43 protein-coding genes are annotated in these 24,425 nt (G+C 67.0%); 4 read left to right on the top strand and 39 right to left on the bottom strand.

Going from position 1 to position 24,425, the window contains the following annotated elements; genetic code table 11:
- Window positions 1-147 precede the first annotated feature (147 nt).
- The 13 genes from J2S57_RS25825 to J2S57_RS25765 all read right to left on the bottom strand — a co-directional run bounded on the left by J2S57_RS25825 (window position 148) and on the right by J2S57_RS25765 (window position 3,688).
- A complete protein-coding gene (locus J2S57_RS25825) occupies window positions 148-468 on the bottom strand; it encodes a hypothetical protein (RefSeq protein ID WP_307247566.1) in 321 nt (106 codons plus the stop codon).
- Between the two features lie 81 nt (window positions 469-549).
- Entirely contained in the window at window positions 550-693 is a 144-nt protein-coding gene (locus J2S57_RS25820; RefSeq protein ID WP_307247564.1) for a hypothetical protein, read from the bottom strand.
- Window positions 690-956, bottom strand: a complete 267-nt coding sequence (locus J2S57_RS25815) for a hypothetical protein (RefSeq protein WP_307247562.1) — start codon at window positions 954-956, stop codon at window positions 690-692. The genes J2S57_RS25820 and J2S57_RS25815 overlap by 4 nt, the downstream gene beginning before the upstream one ends.
- Window positions 953-1,225, bottom strand: a complete 273-nt coding sequence (locus tag J2S57_RS25810) for a hypothetical protein (RefSeq protein ID WP_307247560.1) — start codon at window positions 1,223-1,225, stop codon at window positions 953-955. Before J2S57_RS25810 ends, J2S57_RS25815 begins: the two co-directional genes overlap by 4 nt.
- Window positions 1,222-1,533 (bottom strand): hypothetical protein, encoded by a 312-nt coding sequence (locus tag J2S57_RS25805; RefSeq protein ID WP_307247558.1) that lies wholly within the window; start codon window positions 1,531-1,533, stop codon window positions 1,222-1,224. The genes J2S57_RS25810 and J2S57_RS25805 overlap by 4 nt, the downstream gene beginning before the upstream one ends.
- Complete coding sequence (locus J2S57_RS25800; protein ID WP_307247556.1) at window positions 1,530-1,742, bottom strand: hypothetical protein; 213 nt, start codon at window positions 1,740-1,742, stop codon at window positions 1,530-1,532. Before J2S57_RS25800 ends, J2S57_RS25805 begins: the two co-directional genes overlap by 4 nt.
- A 28-nt stretch (window positions 1,743-1,770) precedes the next feature.
- Entirely contained in the window at window positions 1,771-2,040 is a 270-nt protein-coding gene (locus tag J2S57_RS25795) for a DUF6504 family protein (RefSeq protein ID WP_307247554.1), read from the bottom strand.
- Window positions 2,041-2,049: 9 nt separating this feature from the next.
- Window positions 2,050-2,292, bottom strand: coding sequence for a hypothetical protein (locus tag J2S57_RS25790; protein ID WP_307247552.1), 243 nt, complete (start codon window positions 2,290-2,292; stop codon window positions 2,050-2,052).
- A 34-nt stretch (window positions 2,293-2,326) separates the two neighbouring features.
- Window positions 2,327-2,521: a hypothetical protein gene (locus tag J2S57_RS25785; protein WP_307247550.1), complete on the bottom strand. Its 195-nt coding sequence runs from the start codon at window positions 2,519-2,521 to the stop codon at window positions 2,327-2,329.
- Between the two features lie 15 nt (window positions 2,522-2,536).
- The gene (locus J2S57_RS25780; protein ID WP_307247548.1) at window positions 2,537-2,965 is read right to left on the bottom strand and encodes an SAV_6107 family HEPN domain-containing protein; all 429 of its coding nucleotides are present in this window, start codon (window positions 2,963-2,965) and stop codon (window positions 2,537-2,539) included.
- A gap of 21 nt (window positions 2,966-2,986) precedes the next feature.
- Window positions 2,987-3,277, bottom strand: a complete 291-nt coding sequence (locus J2S57_RS25775; RefSeq protein ID WP_307247546.1) for a hypothetical protein — start codon at window positions 3,275-3,277, stop codon at window positions 2,987-2,989.
- 31 nt (window positions 3,278-3,308) lie between these two features.
- On the bottom strand, window positions 3,309-3,527 hold the full coding sequence (locus tag J2S57_RS25770) for a hypothetical protein (protein WP_307247544.1): 219 nt from the start codon (window positions 3,525-3,527) through the stop codon (window positions 3,309-3,311).
- Between the two features lie 35 nt (window positions 3,528-3,562).
- Window positions 3,563-3,688 carry a hypothetical protein gene (locus J2S57_RS25765; protein ID WP_307247542.1) on the bottom strand — a complete coding sequence of 42 codons (126 nt, stop codon included), beginning with the start codon at window positions 3,686-3,688 and terminating at the stop codon, window positions 3,563-3,565.
- Window positions 3,689-3,790: 102 nt separating this feature from the next.
- Here J2S57_RS25765 and J2S57_RS25760 point away from each other — a divergent pair, with 102 nt between their 5' ends.
- The gene (locus J2S57_RS25760) at window positions 3,791-4,045 is read left to right on the top strand and encodes a hypothetical protein (protein WP_307247540.1); all 255 of its coding nucleotides are present in this window, start codon (window positions 3,791-3,793) and stop codon (window positions 4,043-4,045) included.
- Window positions 4,046-4,099: 54 nt separating this feature from the next.
- Here the strand turns inward: J2S57_RS25760 and J2S57_RS25755 are convergent, their stop codons facing one another.
- The 15 genes from J2S57_RS25755 to J2S57_RS35430 all read right to left on the bottom strand — a co-directional run bounded on the left by J2S57_RS25755 (window position 4,100) and on the right by J2S57_RS35430 (window position 18,596).
- On the bottom strand, window positions 4,100-5,527 hold the full coding sequence (locus J2S57_RS25755; RefSeq protein ID WP_307247538.1) for an Ig-like domain-containing protein: 1,428 nt from the start codon (window positions 5,525-5,527) through the stop codon (window positions 4,100-4,102).
- Between the two features lie 153 nt (window positions 5,528-5,680).
- The gene (locus J2S57_RS25750; RefSeq protein WP_307247536.1) at window positions 5,681-6,175 is read right to left on the bottom strand and encodes a hypothetical protein; all 495 of its coding nucleotides are present in this window, start codon (window positions 6,173-6,175) and stop codon (window positions 5,681-5,683) included.
- 354 nt (window positions 6,176-6,529) lie between these two features.
- Window positions 6,530-7,534, bottom strand: coding sequence for a hypothetical protein (locus J2S57_RS25745; RefSeq protein WP_307247535.1), 1,005 nt, complete (start codon window positions 7,532-7,534; stop codon window positions 6,530-6,532).
- Complete coding sequence (locus J2S57_RS25740; protein WP_307247532.1) at window positions 7,531-9,879, bottom strand: FtsK/SpoIIIE domain-containing protein; 2,349 nt, start codon at window positions 9,877-9,879, stop codon at window positions 7,531-7,533. Before J2S57_RS25740 ends, J2S57_RS25745 begins: the two co-directional genes overlap by 4 nt.
- Window positions 9,880-10,290: 411 nt before the next feature.
- Window positions 10,291-10,593, bottom strand: coding sequence for a hypothetical protein (locus J2S57_RS25735; protein WP_307247530.1), 303 nt, complete (start codon window positions 10,591-10,593; stop codon window positions 10,291-10,293).
- A gap of 98 nt (window positions 10,594-10,691) precedes the next feature.
- Window positions 10,692-11,726: a M15 family metallopeptidase gene (locus tag J2S57_RS25730; RefSeq protein ID WP_307247529.1), complete on the bottom strand. Its 1,035-nt coding sequence runs from the start codon at window positions 11,724-11,726 to the stop codon at window positions 10,692-10,694.
- Window positions 11,726-12,208, bottom strand: coding sequence for a hypothetical protein (locus J2S57_RS25725; RefSeq protein ID WP_307247527.1), 483 nt, complete (start codon window positions 12,206-12,208; stop codon window positions 11,726-11,728). The genes J2S57_RS25730 and J2S57_RS25725 overlap by 1 nt, the downstream gene beginning before the upstream one ends.
- Window positions 12,205-14,121: a hypothetical protein gene (locus J2S57_RS25720; RefSeq protein ID WP_307247525.1), complete on the bottom strand. Its 1,917-nt coding sequence runs from the start codon at window positions 14,119-14,121 to the stop codon at window positions 12,205-12,207. The genes J2S57_RS25725 and J2S57_RS25720 overlap by 4 nt, the downstream gene beginning before the upstream one ends.
- On the bottom strand, window positions 14,121-16,781 hold the full coding sequence (locus tag J2S57_RS25715; protein WP_307247523.1) for a VirB4 family type IV secretion system protein: 2,661 nt from the start codon (window positions 16,779-16,781) through the stop codon (window positions 14,121-14,123). Before J2S57_RS25715 ends, J2S57_RS25720 begins: the two co-directional genes overlap by 1 nt.
- Complete coding sequence (locus J2S57_RS25710) at window positions 16,781-17,059, bottom strand: hypothetical protein (protein ID WP_307247520.1); 279 nt, start codon at window positions 17,057-17,059, stop codon at window positions 16,781-16,783. Before J2S57_RS25710 ends, J2S57_RS25715 begins: the two co-directional genes overlap by 1 nt.
- Window positions 17,060-17,136: 77 nt before the next feature.
- A complete protein-coding gene (locus tag J2S57_RS25705) occupies window positions 17,137-17,460 on the bottom strand; it encodes a hypothetical protein (protein ID WP_307247518.1) in 324 nt (107 codons plus the stop codon).
- Between the two features lie 25 nt (window positions 17,461-17,485).
- Window positions 17,486-17,629 carry a hypothetical protein gene (locus J2S57_RS25700; RefSeq protein ID WP_307247516.1) on the bottom strand — a complete coding sequence of 48 codons (144 nt, stop codon included), beginning with the start codon at window positions 17,627-17,629 and terminating at the stop codon, window positions 17,486-17,488.
- Between the two features lie 136 nt (window positions 17,630-17,765).
- Window positions 17,766-18,047, bottom strand: coding sequence for a hypothetical protein (locus J2S57_RS25695; RefSeq protein WP_307247514.1), 282 nt, complete (start codon window positions 18,045-18,047; stop codon window positions 17,766-17,768).
- Window positions 18,047-18,208, bottom strand: a complete 162-nt coding sequence (locus tag J2S57_RS25690) for a hypothetical protein (protein ID WP_307247511.1) — start codon at window positions 18,206-18,208, stop codon at window positions 18,047-18,049. Before J2S57_RS25690 ends, J2S57_RS25695 begins: the two co-directional genes overlap by 1 nt.
- A gap of 187 nt (window positions 18,209-18,395) precedes the next feature.
- Window positions 18,396-18,596: a helix-turn-helix domain-containing protein gene (locus tag J2S57_RS35430; RefSeq protein WP_370882507.1), complete on the bottom strand. Its 201-nt coding sequence runs from the start codon at window positions 18,594-18,596 to the stop codon at window positions 18,396-18,398.
- Between the two features lie 101 nt (window positions 18,597-18,697).
- Here J2S57_RS35430 and J2S57_RS25685 point away from each other — a divergent pair, with 101 nt between their 5' ends.
- Entirely contained in the window at window positions 18,698-19,015 is a 318-nt protein-coding gene (locus J2S57_RS25685) for a winged helix-turn-helix domain-containing protein (protein WP_307247509.1), read from the top strand.
- Between the two features lie 448 nt (window positions 19,016-19,463).
- On the opposite strand, the gene J2S57_RS25680 is transcribed toward J2S57_RS25685, so the two are convergent.
- Window positions 19,464-19,748 (bottom strand): hypothetical protein, encoded by a 285-nt coding sequence (locus J2S57_RS25680; RefSeq protein WP_307247507.1) that lies wholly within the window; start codon window positions 19,746-19,748, stop codon window positions 19,464-19,466.
- A 120-nt stretch (window positions 19,749-19,868) separates the two neighbouring features.
- On the opposite strand from J2S57_RS25680, the gene J2S57_RS25675 reads away from it, so the two are divergent.
- Window positions 19,869-20,144 carry a helix-turn-helix transcriptional regulator gene (locus J2S57_RS25675; protein ID WP_307247505.1) on the top strand — a complete coding sequence of 92 codons (276 nt, stop codon included), beginning with the start codon at window positions 19,869-19,871 and terminating at the stop codon, window positions 20,142-20,144.
- Here the strand turns inward: J2S57_RS25675 and J2S57_RS25670 are convergent.
- Complete coding sequence (locus J2S57_RS25670) at window positions 20,141-20,395, bottom strand: helix-turn-helix domain-containing protein (protein ID WP_307247502.1); 255 nt, start codon at window positions 20,393-20,395, stop codon at window positions 20,141-20,143. The two genes, J2S57_RS25675 and J2S57_RS25670, sit on opposite strands and share 4 nt — an antisense overlap.
- A 375-nt stretch (window positions 20,396-20,770) precedes the next feature.
- Between J2S57_RS25670 and J2S57_RS25665 the strand changes: the two genes are divergently transcribed.
- On the top strand, window positions 20,771-21,049 hold the full coding sequence (locus tag J2S57_RS25665) for a hypothetical protein (protein ID WP_307247500.1): 279 nt from the start codon (window positions 20,771-20,773) through the stop codon (window positions 21,047-21,049).
- Window positions 21,050-21,103: 54 nt separating this feature from the next.
- On the opposite strand, the gene J2S57_RS25660 is transcribed toward J2S57_RS25665, so the two are convergent.
- The 9 genes from J2S57_RS25660 to J2S57_RS25620 form a co-directional block, all read right to left on the bottom strand.
- Window positions 21,104-21,313 (bottom strand): hypothetical protein, encoded by a 210-nt coding sequence (locus J2S57_RS25660; protein WP_307247498.1) that lies wholly within the window; start codon window positions 21,311-21,313, stop codon window positions 21,104-21,106.
- Window positions 21,310-21,720, bottom strand: coding sequence for a beta-sandwich lipoprotein (locus J2S57_RS25655; RefSeq protein WP_307247496.1), 411 nt, complete (start codon window positions 21,718-21,720; stop codon window positions 21,310-21,312). Before J2S57_RS25655 ends, J2S57_RS25660 begins: the two co-directional genes overlap by 4 nt.
- A 113-nt stretch (window positions 21,721-21,833) precedes the next feature.
- Window positions 21,834-22,106 (bottom strand): hypothetical protein, encoded by a 273-nt coding sequence (locus tag J2S57_RS25650; protein ID WP_307247494.1) that lies wholly within the window; start codon window positions 22,104-22,106, stop codon window positions 21,834-21,836.
- A complete protein-coding gene (locus tag J2S57_RS25645; RefSeq protein WP_307247492.1) occupies window positions 22,103-22,345 on the bottom strand; it encodes a hypothetical protein in 243 nt (80 codons plus the stop codon). The genes J2S57_RS25650 and J2S57_RS25645 overlap by 4 nt, the downstream gene beginning before the upstream one ends.
- A 280-nt stretch (window positions 22,346-22,625) precedes the next feature.
- A complete protein-coding gene (locus tag J2S57_RS25640) occupies window positions 22,626-23,057 on the bottom strand; it encodes a hypothetical protein (protein ID WP_307247491.1) in 432 nt (143 codons plus the stop codon).
- Window positions 23,057-23,209, bottom strand: a complete 153-nt coding sequence (locus J2S57_RS25635) for a hypothetical protein (RefSeq protein ID WP_307247489.1) — start codon at window positions 23,207-23,209, stop codon at window positions 23,057-23,059. The genes J2S57_RS25640 and J2S57_RS25635 overlap by 1 nt, the downstream gene beginning before the upstream one ends.
- A 221-nt stretch (window positions 23,210-23,430) precedes the next feature.
- Window positions 23,431-23,709, bottom strand: coding sequence for a hypothetical protein (locus tag J2S57_RS25630; protein WP_307247487.1), 279 nt, complete (start codon window positions 23,707-23,709; stop codon window positions 23,431-23,433).
- Entirely contained in the window at window positions 23,702-24,073 is a 372-nt protein-coding gene (locus J2S57_RS25625) for a hypothetical protein (protein ID WP_307247485.1), read from the bottom strand. Before J2S57_RS25625 ends, J2S57_RS25630 begins: the two co-directional genes overlap by 8 nt.
- The gene (locus J2S57_RS25620; protein WP_307247483.1) at window positions 24,066-24,416 is read right to left on the bottom strand and encodes a hypothetical protein; all 351 of its coding nucleotides are present in this window, start codon (window positions 24,414-24,416) and stop codon (window positions 24,066-24,068) included. The genes J2S57_RS25625 and J2S57_RS25620 overlap by 8 nt, the downstream gene beginning before the upstream one ends.
- Between the last annotated feature and the right edge of the window lie 9 nt (window positions 24,417-24,425).

Raw genomic sequence — 24,425 nt, 5'->3', positions numbered from 1 at the left:
CGCGCTCACCCTTCCGGAAGATCACGCGAGCGATCGGTGGGGCGCCGAACTGGGCCGGATGCAGGTGCTCCCCCACATTCCCTGAACCACAGGCACTCCCGTCGCAGTCGACCTCGAAATAGCTCAGACTGATGTCGGCATAGTCCATCAGCTTTCCTCCTCCGCCAGTTCTTCGACTTGAGCGGCCAATCGGCGGCGCCCGTCGACCCAGCCCTGCTGGTAACCCGCATTATCCCCTGGCGCAACGAGAACCACTGGGCCGCGGGCGACGACGTCATCCCAGACGGGATGGTTCTTGGCAGGGGTGCGGTGGAACTCGTTCCCGAGCGGGTACCAGTTTCCCACGTTCGCGCCGCTGGCCACCCATACTTCCTGGCGGCGGTAGTCGCCCCAGTGCACGACAGCGAGAGCGCCCGCAGCGACGGCGGGTGCAGGGTCGGCGGGGGTGTAGACCTTCACGAGCTGCACCGGTGATGATCCGGCACCAGCTCGCCGCACGACGGGCACCACGTGTACCCCTTTGCCTTGTGCTCGGCGGCGTTCACGCCCTCACCAGACGCCCGTCGGGGTGACGCCCTCGATCCATTCAGTGCGGACGCCGACAGCGAGCATCTTGAGGGCCTCGGCGGCCGTGCCATCACCGGAGAGTTCCTGCTCTTCGGTCCAGATGACTTCCGGTGTCGTGTCCTTCACCGCGCCTCCTCGACTGCCGGCCGCGCGTCCACCATTCCGGCGTCCGCGTACTGCCGTAGGACGGAAGCAATCACTTCGTCGGGGATCTCGATGTCGATGTAGCCGTAGTGGACCTGCTCGTAGTCGTCGCGGGCGAAGTCCAGCATCGTCCGAAGATGGCCGGGGATACGTCGTTGCTTCCCCTCGTCGGCGATTGCCAGCGCCTCGGTCCACTCGTTGCCGGTGTCGTCTACCACCTGGGCGACCAGGATTAGCGCCTTCATGCCAGCTCCCTCTCCGCGTCCCCGATGAACGAGAGCGCAATTTCGATCCCTTTGGTCACACGGTTCAGCCGCGTGTTCTCGACGTAATCACACAGCTCCGTCTCCAGTCGCTCCCGCAGCTCGGCCAGCACCTCACGCTTGGCGGCGGCCACCAGGTGCGGGTAGGCGGCCTCAAGGCTTGCACGGGCGTTCTCGCGCTCCCTAGTTCCGGCCAAGCCCTTGATGTGTGGGAAGGCCGCTTCGACTGCGGCGTCCGGGATCTCGGTCACGACTGCTCCTCGTAGTAGTTGGCAGCCAGAACGGCCAGCTCTTTCATGTCCGGGTGTGCCCACATGGATTCCGGGGCGGGAACGCTCATGCCGACCGTTAGCGCACGGAACTCATCGGCTTCGTATATGTAGCGCGGGCGGTCGTCGACCGTCCCGTGTGTGCACATCGCCTCGCAGCCATCCACCAGTTCGGGTCCCCGATCGTCGCACCCGAGGCAGTAGTCCGGGATGCCTGGCGAGCAGGACCAGTTCAGCGGGTCACGCGTTCCACAATCGGGGCAATGGATGCCGAGAATCTCGACCGTCACTTCTGCTCCTGCTTCACGTCGAGGGCCAGCGCCTTGTCCAGGTTGTCGCGGAGCTCTTCGGCCTCCTCCTTGGAGAAGGAGGCAGGGGCATAGGCGCCAAAGCCGTTCGGGTCGTACAGGCGAAACTCAATCCGGCCGTTGCCTGTGGCTCTGACGAGTGTGCTGTCGGTCTTGAGGTCGTCAATGCGAGTGTCGTTCCACCGAGACATGTCTTCCTCCTGCTGGCTTCTCGTGCAGTCAGTAGTCGCGTACCTGCTGGATGGCCCACAGCCCGGCGTGCAGACGGATGTCGTAGACGGCATCGCCGTATCCGCGTCCAGTGGAAGCGGTGACTCTGTAGACCGTGGCGCCGTCCATGTGCGGTTCGGTCCAGGTGCCAATGACTTCCCGGACGATGTAGAGCCGGCCGCGCCAGAGGAACGCGAACGGTTCCGGCGCTTCGGTCTTCGCGGCCTCGCCCATCGTCCGGACGTCGATCTGCTCCCACGGGCGGGTCTTCGTGCTCATCGGTTTCTCCTAAGCCTGGTTGTACATGGACTGCTCGGCGCACTTGCGGCACGTGTGGTCGTTGAACACGTTCTCGGCGTTTACTTCTCCGGCAACATCCCAGCCGTTCGGCCAGGTGCGCCCACAGAGAGTCGGGCCCTTCACGCCACCCCCGATCTTGAGTCCCTCCGGGCCCACGACGCGGATGTGCTCGACGGCTTGCGGTCCGGCGTACACGGACTCACAGAACGCGTACTGCGGGATGCTGCTCATCGGTTTCTCCTGTGCGGTCGGCGTTCCGGGGTGGTCAGTAGTTGTTGTAGTAGCTCGTGATGTGCCAGCCACCTCCGGCCGGGCACATGCCTTTCAGCGCGTCACCGGCCTGATTCGAGCACCAGCCGACGTTCGTTCCGTCGGACTTCTGCCACATGAAGACCGCGTAGTGCGGGACGCCGTTCTCGTCCACTCGCGACAGCTCGGCCTTCACGATCATCTGCGCCATGTCTCCCCCTCAGGATCAGTCTTCGATGGCCGGCAGTGTCGCCGGAAGCACCTGCTGGTAGGGCAGACCGAGCATGGACTCGACCAGGTGGTAGAACGCTTCGGCGTCACGGAGCAGGTCGTGGGCCTCGCGGGCGGACACGGTGTCGGTGCGGCCAGCTTCGACAGCGGCGCGGCGTTGCCCCGTGGACGCGAAGTAGGCCGCCCATTTGGCCAGACTGGGAACGTAGCTGGACAAGCTCTCCCAGACGCTGACTCCCCGCTGGCCGGGATTGCTCACCCCTGCGAGAACCGCGACCCCGGCACGCAGTGCCGCGAGGTGGGCCTGGACGTACCGCTCGGCCGTGACTCGTGAACTGCAGGCCTGTGTGAGGCTTCCGCGTGAACGGTCGAGCAGCATGCGGGCTGCGGGCGTGACGGTCGGCTGGGTGCTGGTCTCGCTCATGACTCCCCCTCGGTGCGCTGGTCAGTCTTCGGTGGAAAGTTCGGCGGCGGCGTTGTCGATCGCCGAGATCGCCATCCGCATGCCCTCGGCCTTGGCGTAGTAGCGCTTACGCTCGTCGCCCGTCGAGTGGTCCTTCCCGGCGACGTGCATGCCGGAAGCCAGCTCGCCCAGTCTGGCTCGCAGGTCGGCGTAGATCGCCCCCGCGATGAAAGGCAGCGCCTCGTACAACGCCTCTTCCAGGTTGCTCGACGGGATCTGCCCGCCCCACAGGTCGGCGGCCTTAACGGCCTGGTCCGGAATCTCGATGCTCATGACTTCCCCTCGGATGCTTGGCTTCTGGCGGTCAGCGTTTACGGAACGCATCGGCGATGGCGGTCGCGAGAGCCGACACGCGCTCGGCAAGGTCGAGCAGGTCCGAGTCCACTGAATCCAAGTCCCTGCGGCTTTCGCCGTACGTTCCCCAGTGCGCGCGCTGGCCTCGTCGGACCGATTCATCAATACCTTCGAGCTCTTCGGCCGCCGAGAGGATCGCGGCCCGCTGCGTCTCGTTCAGGTTGGTCATTGCGAGTCTCGCTCTCCCCTAGCGGCTTACGGTGGTCAATTCGTCCCGACGATCTCGTAGCTGCCGGGCTCAAGCTCGTCGATCTCGGCGGCGGTCATGGTCTGCGGCGGGAAGTCGTCGCCCTCGATGTGGAGACGGACTCGGTAGGTGGTCTCGCTCATGTCGGCTCCCTGGCTACTAAGTAGCGCCCCTCGGTTGCGCTCTGCGTCCAGAGTAGACCGACCCCTTGGCGTTGCGCAACCCGGTAGCGCTACACTGAACGCATGAACCCGGACGACATCCGCCGAGACCTCGCCGCCAGGGCGAAGTCGAAGGCGCGACACGACCAAGCCAGCGCCAAGGACGGCGAAGCCATGCGCGAACTCGTCGCCGCAGGACTCAAAGCAGGCATCGGCCCCACGGAGCTCGTCCACCTCTCCGGCTGGTCACCCGCATACGTCCGACGCGTCGCCCGGGAATCAGGGATCGAAGCAACTGGTCGCTACAAAGACCATGCCGAACGACTCAAGCGCGACTAGCCAAAACAAAGCGGCCCCCAACCAATCCGGTCGGGGGCCGCTCGCATGCTCAGGTCACCGCGTCCACGGCGTCAGCACTCCCCCGCCGAGCCGCTTCCCCGCCGAGTCAAGCGCGTCGTACGTGACCCGCGCGCCGGCGAGCTGAGCCATCGGCACCTGGAAGTCGACCGCCGCGCTGCCACTAATCCGCTTCGTCTCGCCGCCGTAGGTCACGTCGTAGGTGCGGGGTCCACCGGGCGCCTGGATGTGGAGGGCGACCATGCCGTGCCCCCCACAGTCACACGTGCCCGTGATGCTGAACAGCGGCACGGCCGGGCACACGACGTCGAACGTCCTGCTGACCGTGCGCCACCCGGACCACTTCCCGCCGACCTGCACCTGGTAGCGGAAGGCCACCCGCTGGCCGTCGACACCCGTGAACGTGCCGGCCGCCGTCTTCCCGGCACTGACCTCGAGCGTCTTCACGACCTTGCCCCCGACGAGAGCCTGCCAGCGCATCGGCGACCCCGACGACTTCGCGGCGAGCGTCACTGGCGGGCGGCCCTTGCAGTCCGGGACACACTTCGTCGACGCCGTGATCCCGGGGAACGAGTCGAACCTCCCGGTGATCGTCGTCTTCACCGTGACCCCACCGCGAATCAGGTGCTGCTTCTTCCCCGACGTCGGCCGCGACCACATCGACGTGCGCCACTCCGGAGACGTCACCACCGCCGCGAAACTCACCGGGCCCGACCCGCGCGTGAAGTCGAGTACGGCCTGCCCCTTCGCCGTGGTGGTCTTAGAGAACGTGAGGACCTTGCCACCGGACACCTTCCATGAAACCTGGGCACCCGTCAGCGCCTTCCCGTTGCCCGTTGCCGTGATGCTGATCCGGCCCTTCCCGCCCGGCAGCGGCTTGGACGTGAGCCCTCCCGTCACCTTCACGGGGCCAGCGTTCCTCTCGGCGTCGGCGAGCCACGCGTCGGCGAGCTTGATGACCTGCGGGTCGAGGCTGCGGAACTTGGGCTTGTACGTGGACTCCCAGTCCGAGCGGAAGCCTTTGCTGACGGCCCGGTTGATCGCCGACTTGTACGCCGCGGACGTCGTCTTCGAGTCGGTCATCGCGGTCGGGTGCGCGTTGGCGATGTACTGCTCGACCTGCGTCGCCCGATCGCTCCCGGGCCGGCGCTTCGCAGGCTTGTCGATCCACTGGCCGTCCGGTGCGGACAGGCCGTAGTCGTCGCAGATCCCCGCGCGTCCGTCGACGCACAGGTTGCCGATCCACTCGGTCCGGAACCCTGCCGCGGCCTTCAGCTTGGGGCCGGCGTCGAGCTGATAGCCGAGCTCCCGGCACGCAGCCGCCTGGATCGGAGCCTCAGCAGCCTGCGCCGGACCGGGGACCAGGATCGCCCCAGCCACCGCCAGACAACCGAGTGAAGCTCCGGCGAACACCCGACGCACGCCTCCACGACGCACGAACCCGGGCATGGAAAGGTAGGACATGTCGCTCGATCTCCTTGGGATCGGGTGGACAGCTCGCCCTTGGCGTCGAAGCTCACGCGGGTGCAACCGTGCGAGTGGAGCCGGGGCGAGCCCTTACACGACCATCGACCGTCGATGGCCAGTCTTGAGTGAAACCCGCCTCTGCTTGCGGGTTTACAACGCGAACGGGCTCCCGAACAGGCCACAATCAGCAGCCAGCTCGAACGACTGCCACACGACCAGGCACAGCACGGGGAACCGGATGAAGTGCCGCTCGAACGCAGACGCAGTGCGGATCCGGAAGTCCCTCGGCAGCAGGTGCAGGCGCCGCTCGCGAGTCTTCACTAGCGTCACACCCCGCACCTCCCGCTCGACCTCCTCCACCCCGAACGGGACACCCGAGATCGTGCACGCGTCCTGCAGGATCGCCGTCGTCGCACCCAGCGCCATGCCCCCGGCGGCCATCGCGACAACCTGCCACGGAAGACCCGCCGGGTACCAGTGCGTCACCCACAGCGCCGTAATCCACGACGCGACCAGATTGCCGGCACCCGAACCCTCCCAGCGCCCCGGGATCAGAGCGGCAAGAGCAACGAAACACAGGCCCGCGATCAACGCGACGACACCCATCCCCGTCAGCCTGGCGACCAGCCGAGCCCAGTCCCCCACCGGTGAAGGCTCAGGCGACACAGCGAACTCGACCAGCCGAGGCGCCAGCAGGCCGACCGCGAACACCGCGGCGAACAGGACCGGCGCACCCTTACTCAGGTCATGACTGCCGGCCCGGTGCCCCGCCAACCATCCGCCCGAACCAGCGCGCCGGAATCGACGTGAGCGGACCCCACACCTTCGCCGTCGAGGACGCGTGATGGTCGGCGTCGGGGAGCATGCCGCCCGCCGTCGCGCCGGCGACGTGCCAGATGGCGAGGGCGGGGTCGGCAGGCGCCGCACCGAAAGCGATCCCGGCCCGCATGGCGAGGATTCCGGCCAGCGAGCCTGTAGGTCCGTGTGTCGAATTGAGCACTATGCGTTCACCGCCTCTGGCTGATCGCTCTTCAGCTCCCGGACGGCGCGCCGGATGATGCTCGGGTCGCAACCAATTCGCTCCGCGGCTTCGCGCGGCGAGATTCGCCCGGCGACGACTTCAGGAGCCAGCCCGCGAGCCTGCTCTGACGCCGACTTCGGCTTGCCCTTCGGCGCCGGCACTGCCCGAAGGCCAGCAGACTGCTCAACTCGCTCCGTCGCGGTCTTCGGCTTCGCTGCTCGAGCTGCCGACGCCTCGGCCTTCGCCCGCTCCGCCGCCTCCCGCTCGGCCGCAGCCTTCGCCTCAGCCTCACGAGCTCGAGCCTCCGCAGCCAGGCGCTCACGCTCAACCCGGGCGGCCTCGGCCTGCTCGCGCTCCCGTTGCGACTTCAGCCGGCGCTCCTCCTGCTCCGCGGCGAGACGCGCCGTGTGCTCACGGGTCTCGCGGGCGATCCGGGCGTCGGCCTCCTTGCGGTCCAGCTCTGCCTGCACGCGGGCACGACGGGCAGCCTCCTCACGCTCGATGCGCTCAGCCTCGAGCCGGGCAGCGTGCTCAGCGTCATCGCGGGCAATCTGGGCCAGACGCGCACGCTCGGCAATCTCCGCGCCACGGGCCTTCTGCTCCTCGGCAGCAACGGCCGCAGCGGCGGTTTCCCGTCGCTCCTTCCGCTTTTCCATCAGCGTGTGGACCCGCCACAAAACCACGGTCAGCAGGATCCCGATCGCTGCCGCCGCAGCGCCGTACTCAACGCCCTTCTTCATGCCGATCAAGAAGTGCCCGCCGCCAACACTGACGCCCATGACGGCGAATGCCTGGCCCACGTCGAGGCGAGTCATCACGGAGGCGATCACATACGAGTCGATCGCGAAAGGCAGCGCGTACGCGAAGTCGCCCAGCCCGACGAACTTACCGGCCTCGATCTCCGCGTGAATACTCGCGGTGAAGATCGCAATGAGGGCGACGGCGATGACCAGCCGGCCCCAGTCGAAACGCTCCTTGGTCACGACGATTCACCTCGCAGCTCGAACCGGGCCGAGTCGTCCACGATGAGTGTCTGCTGCTTGCCCTCCGCGTCGACGTGGGTGATCTCCACTTCGTCCTCACCGATGACCTCGACGACCTTTAGGCGCTCGCCGTCCAGCCAGCACTCCACGACGTCCTCGTCCTTCAGCCGGGCCGCCAGGTCCCACACGTCGATGGTCGGGGTCTGCTCGAGTGGAAGGGTTCGCTGCCGAGCCGGCTTCGTCGGCTCGATCTCACGGAACCGAGGATCCGGGCGCATGTCGATGGACCCGCCAGCCGGGGCGACCCGCTTCACCTTCGCCTGCGCCGCCTCCACGAGCGGCATGAGCTTCGCGAAGAACGTCTCATGCTCAGGGGCGATCGCGCCGGAAGGCTTGGGGCGCGGCGTGAAGTACGTCTGTACCTCGACCCCGGGCTCCTGGGGTGACACCTTCAGCGTCCCGCGGCCCTTCGTGTCCTCGGGGATGTCTCGGCCCAGGGTCGAGCGCCCGAACATCATGAGCGCTGACTGCTGTTCGGTCGGGCCAAGGAAGAACCGCCCTGCAAGGTTGGCCTTCGTCTCCGTCGACCCGAACGTGTTGTCAGAGGCGTTGGGTTGCTGTGTAGCCACCAGCAGGTGCACTCCACCCTCGCGACCCTTCCGGGCCACCGAAGCCCACGCCCCGATCGCCGGGCACTCCCGAGGCAGCTCCTTCTCCTTCGAACGCAGCTCCTTCCACCACTCCGCGACGTTCTCGTTAGCCTCGGTCAGCTCATCGATCAGGACCATCAGGCGGGGGAAACTCGCCGGGTCGACGTCGTGATCGATGGCCTGGTCATACCGCTCCTCGGTGATGTACTTGCCCTGCTCCATCCAGTGCGCCATTGACTCAGGCGCGTTCGCGAGGCCGTAGCCCACAACGCCGGGCCACCGCCGGAACGGCGCGAAGGTGGTCCCCTTGCCGTCGATCAGGATGAGCTGCCACCCGCGGATGAGGAGCTGGTAGATCAGCTCGGCGAGCGTGTATGACTTCCCGGCCCCGGTCGCCCCGGCGAAGATCATGTGCGGGTGAACGCGAAGGTTCCAGGCCCGCTCGCGCTGCGTCTCATCGATCCCCAGCGGAATGACCATCGGGTCCAGCCGCTCCCCCGGGGCCGGGAACCGGAACGGCACCTCGGCTGGCAGCTCGGGCCGACGAGTCAGGGTCAGCCGCTTCTTCTCGGCCCGGCGATCCCACTGAGCGACGAACCGGATCCCGTCGAGCTGGGCACTGATCCGCTCCTGGACCAGGTAGCACGCCTCCTCGGACCCGTCCTGGAATCCGGCCGGGTAGTCCAGCGTGCACACGAGCGGGCCCTCGGCGTCACGCTCGACGATCGTGAAGGTCAGCTTCTGCTTCTCCTTCAACTTCATCGTCTTGTGAAGGTCCTCCTCGATCGTGGTGCGGATCTTCTCGCGGGTCTCCTCCTGCGGCTCGGCCTCGACGGCCACCGGTCCGCGACCCGGCCCGGCATCCACGGGCACGACTCGGACATCGAAGTGCGGGTGGAGCGCATGAGCCGGCCAATCGATGCGGGCATGGAGCGCGACCCAGAAGTCTTTCTCGACTCGGGCCCGCGTGCCGGGGTCGGTCATGTACTCGACACCGGGGAAGAAGATCCGGCACCGGACGATGTCCGCCTTCATGCCCGCCTGCCACCGCCACCGGGGCCGGTCGACACGCACCATCCGCGGGTCGGCCTTGATCGACCGGACAGCGAGCGAGTGGACTTCGGCAAGGTCCCGGGCGCGGGTCCAGCGGACGTTCAAGTAGTAGGCCAGCGCCGCCCCGTAGACCGCGGTGCACGAGCCGAGGAGGATGGCCTCCCCGGACATGTCCGCCATCCACAGGACGGCACCGATCATGAGGACGGCGCCAGCGGCGAGTAGGTGACGGCGCACCCAGGCGGGCTGGCTGTCCGCTCCGTTGTCCGGGTTCTGTCCGCCCGGTTGTCCGCCCTTCGATGGGCGTCGTTGTCCGCCTCGACTCGTCGGGGTCTGTCCGCCGACGGGCTTGCCTGCCCGGGCGGCCTTGTTCGCGTTGGTCATGATCTGGTGATGCCTCCTGCATGCGGGGACCGTGACCTTCGCGTTGTCTTTGCCCCGGTTGTCGGCGAGCTCCTTGACGTGGTGCCGTTCGTTCGCGATCTGACCGTGCTCCTCGTTCTTCACCTTCCCTTCGCAGTGCCCGAGGTCCAGGCGTGCGAGGTAGTGGCACGGCTCGTCGCCGTCGGGATAGATCTCCGACATGCGGCGGTCGTGATCCCGGGCGTAATCGACGCCCAGCCTGCGGTGATGCTCGGACATGACTTCACATTACCAATCCGCTAGCAATTAGCAGAGCGACACGAGCGACCAGGCTCAGCGGCGGGCCCGCGAATCGCAAGTGACAGCAGGATGAGTCAGCGAGGATGCTTCCTCGCAGGTTGCTAGTTGCCAGCCAGCTAGCAACTAGTTGACAGCATGGGTAAGCTCAGCTTGAGGCCGACGAGGTTTACCGAGGAGGTCTCAAGCTGCAGTGCACCCAGAGCTGGGAAATGGTGGATCAGCTTGCGGGGCAAGCTTCCTCACCGAAGAGAGAGCAAGCTCAGCGCGATCAATCCGGGAAGTCCCGAGAGGTGAAGTGGGCGGCTCAGCGGCCGGCCGGAACCGCGCACCACCAGACCGGACAACCTCAACCCCGGCGGCCGGACATCGGAAGGCCGGACAATCACCCGGTCAGTCGCCGGACACTCGCTTCCGCCGACCGGACGTCACGGCCTTCTCCTGCTCCCGGCGCCAGGACCGGATGTCCGCATCGATCGTCGCCCTGGACACGCCGAGCGAACGAAGCTGGGAGTCGGACAAGTTCAGCGCCTCGAGCTGCGCCTTCAGCTCGTCCGAGATTCGCTGGGCTGGCCATCCGAGCTCGTGGAGGTCGCCGGCCGCGGTCTCGCGGACGTCCCGAAGTCGGTCCCTGAGCTCGACGTACTGGATCATCACGCTGAGCAGCTCAGTGAACGAGGCGGGCAGCTTCTCCATGGGGGCAGGGTAGCGACTTGCTGATCGGCTGGTAACAAGCGGCTGGCTGCCAGCGAGTTGGTAATTAGTAGGCGCCCGGGTCCAGGCGGGGTTGATCGTCATGTGTCGAACTCCCAGTGCCAAAACTCGAGGGGCCCTGAGCCGCCGGGTTCAGCCCAGGCGGGATGTACCCAGCCGTACGTCGGGGCGTTCGTCTTCATCCACCGGTATGTCTCCGCGGAGGGCCCCGTGTTGATCCCGTCGCAGAGGTCGAGCGCCTGGCCCCACCCGTGGTTACTTGTCCCCGGGGTCGCCGCAAGGGCCCCCTTTTCCCGCTTCAGGCGAACTTGGGTAGCTAGGTCACGGTAAGAGTCGGTGATGCAGATGTCCCGGCGGAAGTGCTCGCGATAGGCGACATTGAGGCGCTCGAGCCCCAGTGCGGCGTCAGACCGCAGTCGATGCTCAGGTGCGAACGCGATCTTGCACAGTGCGGATGACGGGATCTCGCCGTTCGGGTAGCCGGACAGGTCCGTCGAGGCGGGACATGCGCCCGGCGTCTGCTCGGGCGTGCACTCCTGAGCCGGCCCGGACCCGAGGACCTGCTGCACGACGGTGGTCGCCATCCCCTCCCACTGTGCGTACGCCGCCGGGTAAGCAGAGCGCTGGACTGCCTGCGCCGCCCGGGCGACCGACATGCCCTCCCAGCCGGGCGTGTCGAGGAGCCCGGTGGTCCCGGCCTCGGTTCCGCCGGTGAAGAACTTCCGGGCCGAGGTCGGCGGATCCATGCGCTCAGCGAGAGTGCCCCAGCCGGCCCGCTGCTGGAACAGGCCGACCGAGTCACGGTCGCCGTACGGCAGGTTCTCGATCCGACTTTCCTGCCGGGCCACGGCGATTGCGATGATCAGGCCCTTGGTTGGCACGCCCAGCTCGACACCGACCGAGATGATCGTCTTCGCGTTCGCCCGCTGCTCCGCCGACGTGAGGCTGATCGCCTCACCGGCGGGCTGCCCACACGACACAGGCTGCGTGCCGCTGGGCGGCACCTCCCCGTCGGTCGAGATGCCGGTGACCATGACCATCCCGACGACCGGCACGATCAGCGACAGCGGCGCGGCGAGAGCCAAGAGGCCTGCGATAACCCATCCCTTGCGCATCAGTCGCCGTCGATCCCGGCGAAGCTGCCGACCGCATATCCAGGCCCGTAAATGACGACCTCGCACGCAATCTCCGAGCCGTCCTCCAGGGTCACGACGACCGTCGCCGATCGCGTCGACACCGCTCGCACGTCCGGCGGCGTCGCCTTCGACAGGCCGAGACGCGGCAGGTTGCCAAGGTCGGTGACCTGCAGCCCGCGCCCGAGGTCGTGGGTGACGAGCCCATCGAGCCGCTCCTCCCACGTTTCGGTCGTGTCGCCAGGCAGGGGCAATGCCCACAGGCGCACGAAATTCTGCGCGGCTTCGGCGGCCCGGCTGACCGACAGGAGACTGTCGACCGTATACGCACCGGCCGGCGCCGTAGACGTCGGGGCGGGCGGCGCCAGGTCGCGCCCGCCGAAACGACCGGACACTACGATCGCGATCGCTGCGATGACCGCCACGGTCACGGCCCACTTGTGCTGCAACAGGAGCTTCATCACGCGTCCTCCATCTCGTAGCGGACCGGCGGCATCCACGACGGCGGGATGACGACGCCTTCCAGGGGCTGTCCGTCGTCGCCGGGGCGGGTCACGATCTTCCTGACCGGGGCGGGAGAGTCCGGCGGCTCGGGCGCCGCGGCCGGAGGGAGTGCGGGCGGGGTCGGCCCGGGCCCCATGGGCGACGGATTCCCGCTCGGCGGACCGGGCAGCTGCGGCTTCGGCGGCGCCTCGATCGCCCGGCGGCGGGGCGGTGGCGGGGATGCCGGCAGGTCCCGGACCTCAACGGTGACGTCGGGGTCGGCCTCTGCGCGCTTCTTCGGCTCCGACTTCAGGTCACCGACGGCAGCGTCGAGCCGAGCCCCGGCGAACACCCCGGCAGCTGTGGTCGCGATCTTCCCGACGGTCTTCGCGCCCTTCTTCGCCTCGGCCAGAGGTGAGCCTGCGGCGTCCCGGAACGTGCTCTGCAGGCTGGATGCCGACACCATTCGCGTCAACTTCCGGAAAGGCCGCAGAGCCACCCAGAACACCACGGTCAGCAAGAGCATGAGGATGATCCGCAGCCAGCCGGGGATGCCATCGGAGACCATGAGCTGTCCCATTGCGAGGATGAAGACGCTCGACATGGACCCGAAGACGAGGCTGTTGACCATCGCGGCGGCCATGGTGCTGCCGATCCCGATGAGGATTCCCCGGGCCTGGTGGAAGAGGGCGAGGGTCGCGAGGCCGGGTGTGACCATGACGCCGACGCGGATGATGATCAGCGCCCCGATGACGAGGAGCGCGGCCATGAAGAGGAACGGGACAAGGCAGAACGCGGCGGCCAGCGCGAGAAATGTGAACCCGACCCGGGTGTCGGATCGCTTCCCGGAGAGGTTCGCGTACGCGTCGGGGTCTTCTTCCTTCAGCCGGTCGGCGAGCTCCTTGAAGGCTTCCTTCTTCTCCTCGATGATCTTCTTGCCCTCATCAGGGTCCTGCTCGAGAACCGCAGCCTCACGCCACGTCAGCGCAGTCGCCGCGAAGATCTTCGGCCCATACTCCCTAGCGGTCTTCGAGTCGCTGCTGCCGAAAGTGCCAGACAGCCAAGAGTCATACAGCACCGACTCGTGCATCAGCGAAGCGCCAGACTCACCCGGGCTCGACGCCATCGCAGGGTCGGTGCCCGTGATCCCGGACGACACGGACGTGAGCACCGCAGCCGACGTCTTGTCCGCAGCTTCACCCGCCGCGAGCGGCCAGCGGAGCACGGCGGACACCACGATCATGACCAGGAGCACCCAGCCGACCATGCCTGCCGACGACGAGAGTGCCTGCTTCCGCGAGTTGTAGATCAGCATGCCGCCGGTGAGAGCGACCGCGATCCACCCCCACTTCAAGAACAGTGCCGCGTGCAGCGCGTCCACGACATTCTGAACGAGCGGGTTGAACGCGGTCAGGAACTCCGGCTGCAACGCGGCGCCGGCCAGCGCCGCGGTCGCCGAGATCACCGACTTAGGAACCTGGAAAATCCAGTTCGCTATGGCGTTACCAACCACGGCGTCGGGGTTACGAACGATGTCGCCACCGCAGCCCAGGTCGTACGTGTTGAACCGCAGGCCTGCGTACCCGTACACCTGGTAGATCGACACGCGGGCACCATCAGCGAACGGGTCTTCGTCCGCTGGGAGCTTGTCGGGCTTGTGGGTGAAGAAGCCCGTGATGCCTCGGCCGGGCACCTCGGGGTCCGGGGCGTCCTTGCAGTCCGCGACGTCCGAGACCAGGTTGTCGGTCGTGCCGGAGCAGTCGGGCTTGGGAGACAGCCAGCAGTTCGGGTTCGTCGGGTCCGGGACGTCTGGGCCATCTTTCGCCGCCGCCGAGCCAGCAAGACCGACCAGCGCAACGACCGCCAGCAGAAGGGCCGCCAGTACCCGCCGCATCACTGGCCACCGCCCAGCCCGGCGGTGACGTTATCCACTGCGGCTGGCATCGCCCGGCGCGTCCGCGCCGGCTGTGGCAGCCGAATGGTCCGCTCCTCAAAGCTTTCGATCGTGGCCGCATGGTGGTCGGCTGCCGGCTCCGGTCGCGGCAAACTTGGCGCCGCAGTTGTGTCGAGCGCAGCCAGCAGACTCGGCAGGTGATCCAGGTCGACGCGCATCTTGTCCACGCGCCCATCGACGTCACGCATCACGAACTCGCGCACACCCGACCGCTGACCCGACATCGACCGGGGCGACAACCGAGCAAGCGCACCCTCGTACCCGTCACCGACCGGGACGTTCAGCAGCCGCAGAGCATCCTCCGCGACCTTCTCGTCCTGGATCCGACCCACGAACGCTGCCGACACGAAGTTCGACACCTCCATGCCCAGCACGTCCGCCGGGTTCTGCGACGCGGCCAGAACGCACGTGTTCCACTTCCGGGAGTCACGGCCGAGTCGGTTGAACAGCGCCCGGCCCGCACCCCATTCGCCGAGGAAGTGGGTCTCGTCGAGGGCCACGAGCTTGCGTTCGTCCCGGGGCCGGCCGTAGATCGTGCGAGTCGCGTACCAGGACGCGAGGTGCAGCAGCGGCACCGCGAGCTGCTCGGTCGTCGACCAGTGCTCGCGCGGGACCGAGCTCGGCGGGAGAACCAGACCCGCCATCGTGAGGACCGTCAGCTTCGCCTCGTCCGAGTCGTCGTTCTGCGCCTGGCCGTCTCCCTCATTGGGGAAGAACAGGCGGGCCATCGGCATCTCGGCCATGTCCCGCATGTACGCGGCAATGTCCTTGCCGTCGCTCTCCTGCTCGAGGTACTTCACGACCTGCCACAGCGACGCCGTCGGCAGGCCCCGAGTCGAGCGCACCGCCTCGGTGATCAGGAGCCGGGCGCGGCCCTGTGTCGCCAGGTCGGCGGGCAGCAGCATGGTCGCCACGTCGATCGCGAGGAGCTTGCGGTCCTGCGCCGCGAGCGTCCGGGCCTCCTCCAGCTCGTCGGGCCGGCCGAAGTAGTCGACCGACCGCGGCTGCGCGACGACCGCGTACGGGTTCAGTGTGCCCGCCGGGGCGGCCATCAGGTCGATGTGCCGCGAGTGTTCCTGCAGCTCGGGGAGCTTCGTCAGTGCCGCGAGAGGCCCGGACGGGTCGAGCATCACGGACGTAACACCGCGACGCACGGCCTCATAGGTGATGAGCCCCGCGAGGACCGACTTGCCGGCCCCGAGGCCACCGACGATCGGTACGAGACCTGAGGTCTCCCGGACCTCCGTGGAGAAGTGCGTGTCGAAGTTGACGGCCTGGTGGCCGGCGCCCGTCGTGTGACCGATGTACGGGCCGCGGCCGTCACCGAGAGCCGACGCGGTCTGCGGGACCCCGGCGGCGAAGTACAGGGCCGGGAGCCGCCGCTGGTACGCGGCGTCCGACAGCGGCTCACCCGGGATGAACTCACGCAGCAGCCCCCACTGGCCCTTCGGCCGCGCGATCGTGACCTGACGCTTGCGGTACCGGTCGATCAGGATCCGGGCGCGCTCACGGCACTCCTCTCGGGTCTCACCCCACACGGCCACCCGGTACCAGCCGTGCACGCGGGTCGCCTGAACGTCGCGGCCCGTCGTCATCTCGTCCTCGACCTGCCGGGCCTGCTCGACCTGCCGCTCAAGGGCGAGCGGCTCGTCCAGGCCGTGCTCCGCGTAGTGCTTCTGCATGTCCCGGATGACGAGGAGCTTGCGCTGCACGGCCTTCTTCGCCTGATCGCCGTCCAGGACGGTCAGGTTCATCGACCACTCGACGGGGAAGGGGAGCCGGTCGGTCTCGGCGAGCCACGGCACGTGCGCCGGGTCCGGGATCTCGATCTGATCGACCCGCCCCACCGTCAGCACGGACACCCACCGCTCGAGACCGGCGAGCCGGCCACGCCCGATCACCTTCACCTCGTCGGACAGCATGCCCGCCTCGTGGGAGACGTTCTCGGTCAGCTCGTGCAGGTCCCCGGAGTCCCAGCGCCCCTCGGCCTCGCTCGGAGAGAGTTCCTGCGGGGCGGGCATACCCAGCTCGATAGAGCGACGCATCAGCCACTCCATCGAAGCCGCGCTCGCCGGCTCAGCCTCGATACCCACCCCGGCCAGGGTTTCCGCGACGATGGCCGCGTCGTCGCGGACCTTCTTCTCGAGGCCCTGCGATGCCCGGCCCATCACCTTGTCGAACGCCGCGTTCACCGGCCCGCCGCCCTGGCGGGCCGTGAGCCGAACGCCGATGTAGGCGCGCTTGAGCGCACCGACCCCCTCGGAGAGGTGGTCGCGGACCGTGGCGAGATGCTCGCCGTACCCAGGCAGCGGGGCCGGTGTCAGTTCCCCGCCGAGAGTGTCGGCCCACCGTGCGGCGTCGAGGGGCTGAGCTGTGACCCGCATGCGGATCTGCCGTCCCTGCAATGCGGCGGTCCGGGAGGCGATGTCGAGGATCAGGTTCAGGCGCTCACCGTCGGCACGGAACGCCCACCGCTGGGTGGGGATCTCGTGCCACGCCCACACGTCGGATCCGGTGTAGACGATGTGACCGTCGATCATGGAAGCGGCGAGCGGCGACTTGGGCATCACCTCGCCTGCGGGTTTGTTCTTGCGGAACATCAGGGTGCCTTCCGGACGATTTTCAGGGAGCGGTCCACGGGGCGGGACCGGCGTACACGCTGCGCTCGAGGGGTTTTCACCTCCGCGAGCAGGACGCGCCACAGGCTCGACAGGGGGCGTTCGTGGGTGACGAGGCTCATCACGGCGTACGTGGCGAGGATCGAGATGCACAGCTCCCAGACGGGAGGGATACCGACCTTCAAGGGGGTGATGGCCTCGACGAGGAGGATCCCGAGGAAGGTCAGGAGCCAGACGCCGTACGCCTTGTAGCGAGCCACCCAGGGCCACGTCATGCCTTGGGGCCCGAGCCAGACCGTGTCCGCCTGGTAAATCAGGTCATCGGGGCGGGACCTCATCAGGCGGAGAACATCAGGTCAGTAAGCTGGCCAGCGAACCCGTAGAGCACGGCTGCTCCGGCGATGACACAGAGCCCAATGATCACGTTCGTCACCGTGTTCGCGTTGTCCTTCATCGCCCCCTTGCGGGCGCTGGCAATGATGCCGATACCGATGACAAGCAGAACCAGAGGGATGATGTTCTGGACGCCCCACTCGACGAGGCCGTTCGAGTTGAAGGACGGACCGTCGGTCTCGCTGGCGAGCCAGACTGCGCCCTGGTGAACTGCGTGCATTACGGACTCCTCTGCTAATTGCCAGCGGTCTGGCAACTCGGATGACACTGAACGCCTCCTTCTTGCCGGAGGACTACTTGAAGAGACTTTCGATCGCGTCCGCCAGGTGCGCCACGACCACCCCGACGTGGGACGGGATCCACAGCGGATCACCGGTGACGATGGCCGACAGAGTCAGCACCCCGACTGCGGCAAGCACGTAGATCAGGACGTTCACGACGCCCCCAGATCCTTCGCGCACCCACCGCACAGCAGCGCATCTCGCACGGCCGGCCACCCACCCTTGGCAGGCACGTTCCTGGGCTGCACGTCGGACTTGCGATGTCCGCAGGCCTGACAGCATCGGTCGTCACTCACGGCCGCTTCTCCCACATCAGCGAGCCAAGGCCCACTGCAGCAATTCCCGCGATCTGGCGCACCGCGAAGGTCGTCGGGTCAGGAGCAGAGACGGGAAGACCCGCTCCACTTGAGAGGACATCGAGGAATCCGGTCATCACGAACCACATGCCGGGAAGGAAGATCCCCCACCCGAGCCAGTGGACGGCCCGGCGCCACGGGAACTGGCGCCGTTCACGGATGCTGGGGATGTCGTTGTCGCCCGTCATCGCGGTGACGTGTTCGCTGAGATTCGCCATCAGGCCGCCTCCGCCGAGTAACAGTCGTCGATCTGGTTGAGGTCCCGCAGGAGGTCGTTGACCTGTTCGCGGGTCATGTGTTCGGTGCGGACTTCATTGCCGGAGCGCAGGATCCGCCATTCGCGGGCGACTCCGGTGTAGGTCTCTCGTACGGCGAGCATCATCGTTTCCCCCGTGGATGCTGTGGTTTCGGTTAGCGAACGCCGTGGTGCATGCCCCGATGGACGCCAATGAAGAAGTCCCGTTCCCGTCGGGTCTTTCCCTTGATGGGGAGGTGACAGTCGGGGCATCCGATCGGGCACTTGGGATGGCCTGCGACGCGGGGCTTCCGGCGGGTGGCGGTGGCGGTCATGACGGTTCCTTCCGTGGGTCGTCGTGCTGGATCGCCGCGGCGGGAATGCGCCATTGGCCGGTGGGTCCGGCGGGACGGTCGGCGCCCTTGTAGTCGCCTGCCTCGCACTTGCGGCGGATGGTCCAGCGGGAGAGCCCCAGGAGGTCGGCGACCTGACCTGTCGTCAGGAACCTGCTCCCATTGCTCCGTTCCTTCATGGAACCTAAGTAGAGACCTAGGCAAGACCTAGGTCAAGTCGAACGGGGAGGTAACTTCAGTTGCCTGCTCCGAGCGAGTGATGGTCGGGCATCATGAGCACGTGCCAGCCCAGTGGAGAGAGATCGCCGACGACCTCAGGCGCCGCATCGCAGCAGGCGAAATCAAGCCGGGCGAGCAACTGCCCAGCCAGAGCCAATGGGCCAAGCAGGGCGTCGGCGTACAGGTCATCAAGGACGCAATGGAGGCACTCGCCGTCGAGGGCGTCATTGAGAGGCGTCGCGGGGCAGGCTACTTCGCGCTCCCTATCCCGCCCGATCCTGTCGGATGGCAGGCCTGGCGGGATCAGGTCACCGAGCAGCTCGCTGAGATCCCGGAGCTGAAGCGCCGCATCGCCGAGCTCGAGCAGCGCGGCGAGTAGCCTCACTGACAGGCCCCGCCGTTCGCTCGCCGACCTCGCTGATCACGGGGTAGAGCCGATGGCGGGGCCTACTGCGTTCAGCCCGACTAGCGCCACGGGCTTCGCTCCCCGAGAGCCCGCCACACTCCCCGCCGCTGCGGCACGTACATCGTCCACTGCACCTCAGGGTCGGTGACGAGCATCCCGGGCCACCGCTGCGCATCGAGCAGCGCAAGGGCCACGCCACGGTCGACGGTGATCCACACGCACGGCCATCCCCAGGGGATCCCACCACAGCACAGTCCGTCCGCGAGACCGCCGTGCAACTCGACCATGATGATGCCTCCAAGAGGGTGAGGGCCCCTGACCGTCTCGCCGCAGCGGTCAGGGGCCCTCGTCGCACCCGGTCCCGCAGTGCACCGGGTGCGGCACCCCACCCCAGGCGAGGGGACGTCAGGGGTGGGGTCGACTAGTGGGTGATGAAGATGGTGCGCTGGTCCGGGCCGATGATCTGGGCGGACGCGATGCCTGGGTCCCGGGTGAGCCGAGCATGTACGCGGCGCGCGTCACTGGCGGTCCTGGTGAACACATGCAGCGCGTCGGGCCGGCGAGGGTGGGGCTGCATCTTCACGGCCACCCCGTGGTAGTCCACCTCGCCGTCTTTGAGTGCGGGCCTGTAGCGGCGGCAGAGGTATCTGACGGTCAGCACGCAGACGACTGCCGCGACGACGATGATCCCGATCACTGCTGCCATGGCGTCTCCCCCGACGGCCGGTGACTGCTCTGTGACGATCTGCCTCGTACGCTAGACCATAAGCGTCTACCGCAGACAGCGAATGGGACAAGATGTCCCGGCCGCTGTGAATGTCGGTGCGTGACGAGCACGAGCGGGCGCCTAGCCATCCGCCGTGCCGTGAAGATGTGGCGAGTCGCGGCCGGCCTATCTCAGGCCGAACTCGCCGAACGTGTCGAGGGCTGGGACCAGAAGCACGTGTCCCGCGTCGAGATGGGCGAGGCCTCGATCAGGCTCGAAGAGGCCGCGGGTGTCTGCAGGGCGCTCGGCCGGCCGCTGCGTCAGCTACTGCAGCTCTTGGACCCGGACGATCGTGAGGCTGTCGGCCTCCCCCCGTACGAGGACACGTCTCTTTAGTCGCGGATTCCTAGCGCGCGACGCTGTTCGGGGTTTGCGTCTTCCAGGAGCTGCCGAAGTGTGCAGCCGAGCTGCTCGCAGAGCCTGACCAGTTCGTCACCGAGTGGGATCGGACGAACCGCGGCTTCGATACGTGAGATGACGGCCTGGTCGACTCCCATGGCGCCGGCGAGCTGGCCCTGCGTGAGGCCGGCAAGGGTTCGCCTGGCGCGTACTGCGCTGGCGACCGCCGAGCGCAGGTCGTCGGCCATGCATCCGAGCTTTGAGTGCGACCTCCTCTGGCGTCTCCCCCTGGCGCATTGGCGGACCATGAGGGCCTGTCTGATGCGCAATCCGCATACTGAGTGGCCGATCAGCTCATAACCCCATCGGCCACATGAATACCGATTCACCATCCATTTGACTGATGGGTAGCACCTCCGAGTGGCACCCGCCGGTAGGCCGAGTGTTCAAATGTTGGATCGTTCCCGCAATGAGGGGGTAACCACCCGTGCATCCCCTCGTGTATCGGGTCAGGATGTCTCACTCACCGAGTGACAATGGCGGGCATGCGGGCACCAGCGGGCACCGAGAAGGGTCGACGACACAAGGGGCCGGGACCACGGCCGACGAGGGGGCTGCTACCCATGACAGCGACGTCAGACATCGACGACAGAGAGACCACGCACACCGAGCCCTGGTGCGACACCAAGCTCCACACCCTCCCGGTCCCGCCCGGCGTAGAAGACCCAGGCTGCCACCGCATCATCCAGGCCGGATCGCTCTACGCGCTCATCACCCGCCACCACACGGGCGTCGTTGTCGCCGCTCTCGGCCGCAACGTCGTCCCCATCGAGACCTTCCGCGAGTACGTCGCCCAGGCCGGCACTCAGCTCGCCTACATTCCCCTGCAGCGCACCGCCTGAACGCACACAGACGGACGCCCCGGCAACCCTCCTGCCGGGGCGTCACTGCGCTTACTACACGTAGAGGTGCCAGCCGTAGCTGTCGTCTCCGTCGTGGGTCCACCCAAGTTCGCGGAGTCGGCCCTGGTCCTCGTTGCTGATGGGCCCGTACCCTTCGGCAGGGCCAGCCCAGATTTCGTCGTGCTCGGCGGAAACGTTCGATCCTTGCGGCTGATACTTGGCGAAGATCGCGAACGCTTCGGCGTACTCGGTGAAGGTGGTCACCGATCGTCGTCCTCAACCGACACCTCAGGGATCAGCGAGTCCGGCCGGACGACGAACCGGTACGCGCTGGTGGACGTGTTGGTCGCTTCGAGTTGCTCGACGAACCAGAACACGTTGTCGGACTTGCCGAGTGAGTGCCGGACGTACTTGCCGTCGGAGTCCTTGCACGTGACGAACATTCTGTTGCCGTCGCCGGGGTCGACCGAGCAGAGGCCCTGCGCTTCGAGGATGACCTTGTCGGTGATCCCGTTCACGAACGTGATCTTGCGGGCGACCTTGAAGTTGTCCGCGTCCTTGCTGAGGTTGTCGTTGACGCTCTCGGCCTCGGTGGTACAGGCGGACAGGCCGAACGCGGCGACCCCGGCCATGATGGCGGCGGCAACGGCGGTACGTCTCTTGCTCTTCACTCGGATCTCTCTTCCTCAGTGGGTGATTCGATGCTCAGACGCTTCTCGCGCCCAGAGTGTTGCCCCGCCCGACCCGAGCTTCCCCACTCAGGCCGGGCGGGAGTTCGATGGGGTTACAGCTGCCCGGCCTCAATGTCCGCGTACATCAGCGCAGACACCCCCGGCTCGACATCCCCCAAGACCAGCCGATGCAGGCGCGCGACATGCTGCGGGTCGAGGTCGCCGGCGCACTGCTCGAGCTTCCACTGCACAGTCACGATCCCCGAGGTGCGGCGAGCGACGAGACGGACCGCGTCATGGCGGTTCACGTCGACCGCCCACGTGCAGTCGAGGGCGCCGAGATGAGGCGTGGGAGACGGCTTGCGGAGCGGGGTCACGTTGCTCATGCCCTTCCTCCCGTCCCCGTTTCGGAGGCGCGCAATGACTTCCCGGATACCAAGAGCCTCCCCCGGTCGAGAACGTCTCCGGGCGTCCACTTCCGACGCCGATGGTGCGGCTCCATCTTCCGGAACTCCTCCCGGGCGGTGTCGTCTTCGGGCTCGATCACGTACTGACCAGCGGCGGCCGACGTGACCCGCCACGCGCCCCAGATGTACTGGACCTGCTGGCCGACGGTGAACTTCACGACGAGACCACCAGCTTGTGCCCCAGGTCCTTAACTCGCCCAGGAGCCTTCGCCTCACGCCGTTTACGCGGCGGTCGACGCTTCCACGCCAGGTAGGCGTACCAGCCAGCGATCCCGAAGTTGCAGGCCGCAGCGACCAGTTCATCGGCGCGTGAGAACCCGGAGATGACATATACGAGGCAGGCTACGACGCAGGTCGTCCAGTCGAATCGAATCACAGAGTCCAGCAGTCTGAGGATCAGCCAACAGGTAGCGAAGAGAGCGACGATGAGGACGGGGTTCACCACGCCACCTCCAGCCGCTCGCGCCAGTCAGCCGGCGCGTACTGAAAGGCTTGCGGGCCGCGGGTGAGGCCCAATGTCTGCCCCGCCTGAAGCCAGGTAGTCCTACCTCGACGTATCGCCGTTACTTGACCTTCTGGCTTTCCTGCATACTCGACGAGTTCCGCCAAGCTCAGCCCGGCCCAGTAGGAGTGAAGATGACACCACGCCTTCACGGCTTCGGCGGTGCCGGAGACCTGCTCGCTCACCTCGAACCATCCGTCAAGGTATCCGGGGCATTTTGGGGTTGCGGTCCGCCACATGATGACGTTCTTAACCGCGCCCGGCAGCATCCGGCGTCGCCACTCAACGTCTTTCAGGTCGGCCTGCATCAGATTGATGTGGCGGCCGTGGATCGACAGGATCACGGTCGTGCGGTCGAGGTCAGGCATTAGAACCAGTCCCCGTCCGAGTCGACGAGGAACACCCAGACGCCGCCGATCGCAAGGAAGATGACCCCCACGATCAGCGCGACCGTCGATGGGACGCTTAGGCCGATGATGACGAGGGCGATGCCGATAAGGATGCAGATCAGCTCAAGCATCCGACTCCCCCGCCTTCCGCGCCGCAGCCTCGGCCCGCTTCACGCACGTCTTGCAGGTGGGCGTCTCGGCGGCGGCGATCCACGACCGGCTTCGCTCACCAGGTGATCCAATGAGACCCCAGAGGATGACTTCCTTGCAGAGCACACGACCGCCGTCGCCGATCGCGATGTGAGCTCTGCGGAGACCTTCGCAGATGGCCCGGTCGCCGGCCTTCAGGAGCTCACTCACCCTGACCACCCGCCCGGTTCAGCGCCTCGGCAACCAGTTCGGCGTCGGCGAAGTCGAAGAAAGCGGCAAGCCGGATCTCGTTGGCGTACAGGTCGGCCGACCCGCCCTGCTCGAACCCGACCGATAGTGGCCCGAACGACGACTGCCCGAAGTTCAGGCCGCCGACGATTTCGATCGCGTCCGTGGGGCGCATCGTCACACCGATGACCTGTCCGTCACGCTCGATCACGTGGCCGTTGGTGCGGTAGGTGGGGCTGATGGTTTCACTCACCGGGCACCTCCTCTTCGTCCGGCTCGGGCTCCTCGACCTTCCAGGTCCGCCGAGCAATGTCGGGCAGGTCGTTGCCGTAGTTGGTCCAGGCTCGTGCGGTCGGCTCGGTCCAGAGGTAGCCGTTGCCGGCCGCCATCCCGAGATCCATGACCGCGACGGCCCGGCAGCTCATGTCGTGGTCCTTGAACCGCTCTTCACTGGCGTACGGGTTCGGCAGGTCGACGGGCACGGGTTTCGTGAAACCGTCGGTCAGCGCCGACCGGATGGCCTGCACGGCACCCGCAGTCGCATCCACGTAGTCAACGCCCCGGACGTCCGCGAACACGACAACCGCCACCCGGTAGCGCATCCGGTCGTCACTCACCGTCGCCCACCTCCTTCTCGTCGCCGTCGAGGTTTTCGAGTGCTTCCTTGAATGCCTCGCCTCGATGCCGCCAGGTCCCGTCGTGGTCCTCCGGGTACGGGCTCTTCGCTGCACCCGCGTCCTGCAGAGCCTCATCTCGGATGGCCTGAACCAGGAATGCGCGGTGGGCGTCCAGTACGCGCTGCGTGTCATTGCGCTGGCCAACGGCCACCTCGAACTCCGGGATGTGTTTGGCGTGGACGAGCCCCCATGGGCGCAGAGTTCGCAGCGTCAGATCGTCACCCCTGAAAGGCTCGCCGCAGAGACGGCACTGGCCGCTCGTTGAGAACGTGACCGTGCTCATCGCTCGCTC

Origin of the sequence: Kineosporia succinea (assembly GCF_030811555.1) — a bacterium.
GTDB lineage: Bacteria > Actinomycetota > Actinomycetes > Actinomycetales > Kineosporiaceae > Kineosporia > Kineosporia succinea.
Note: the sequence above shows the minus strand (reverse complement) of the source record. Positions and strands in the feature narration are given on the sequence as shown.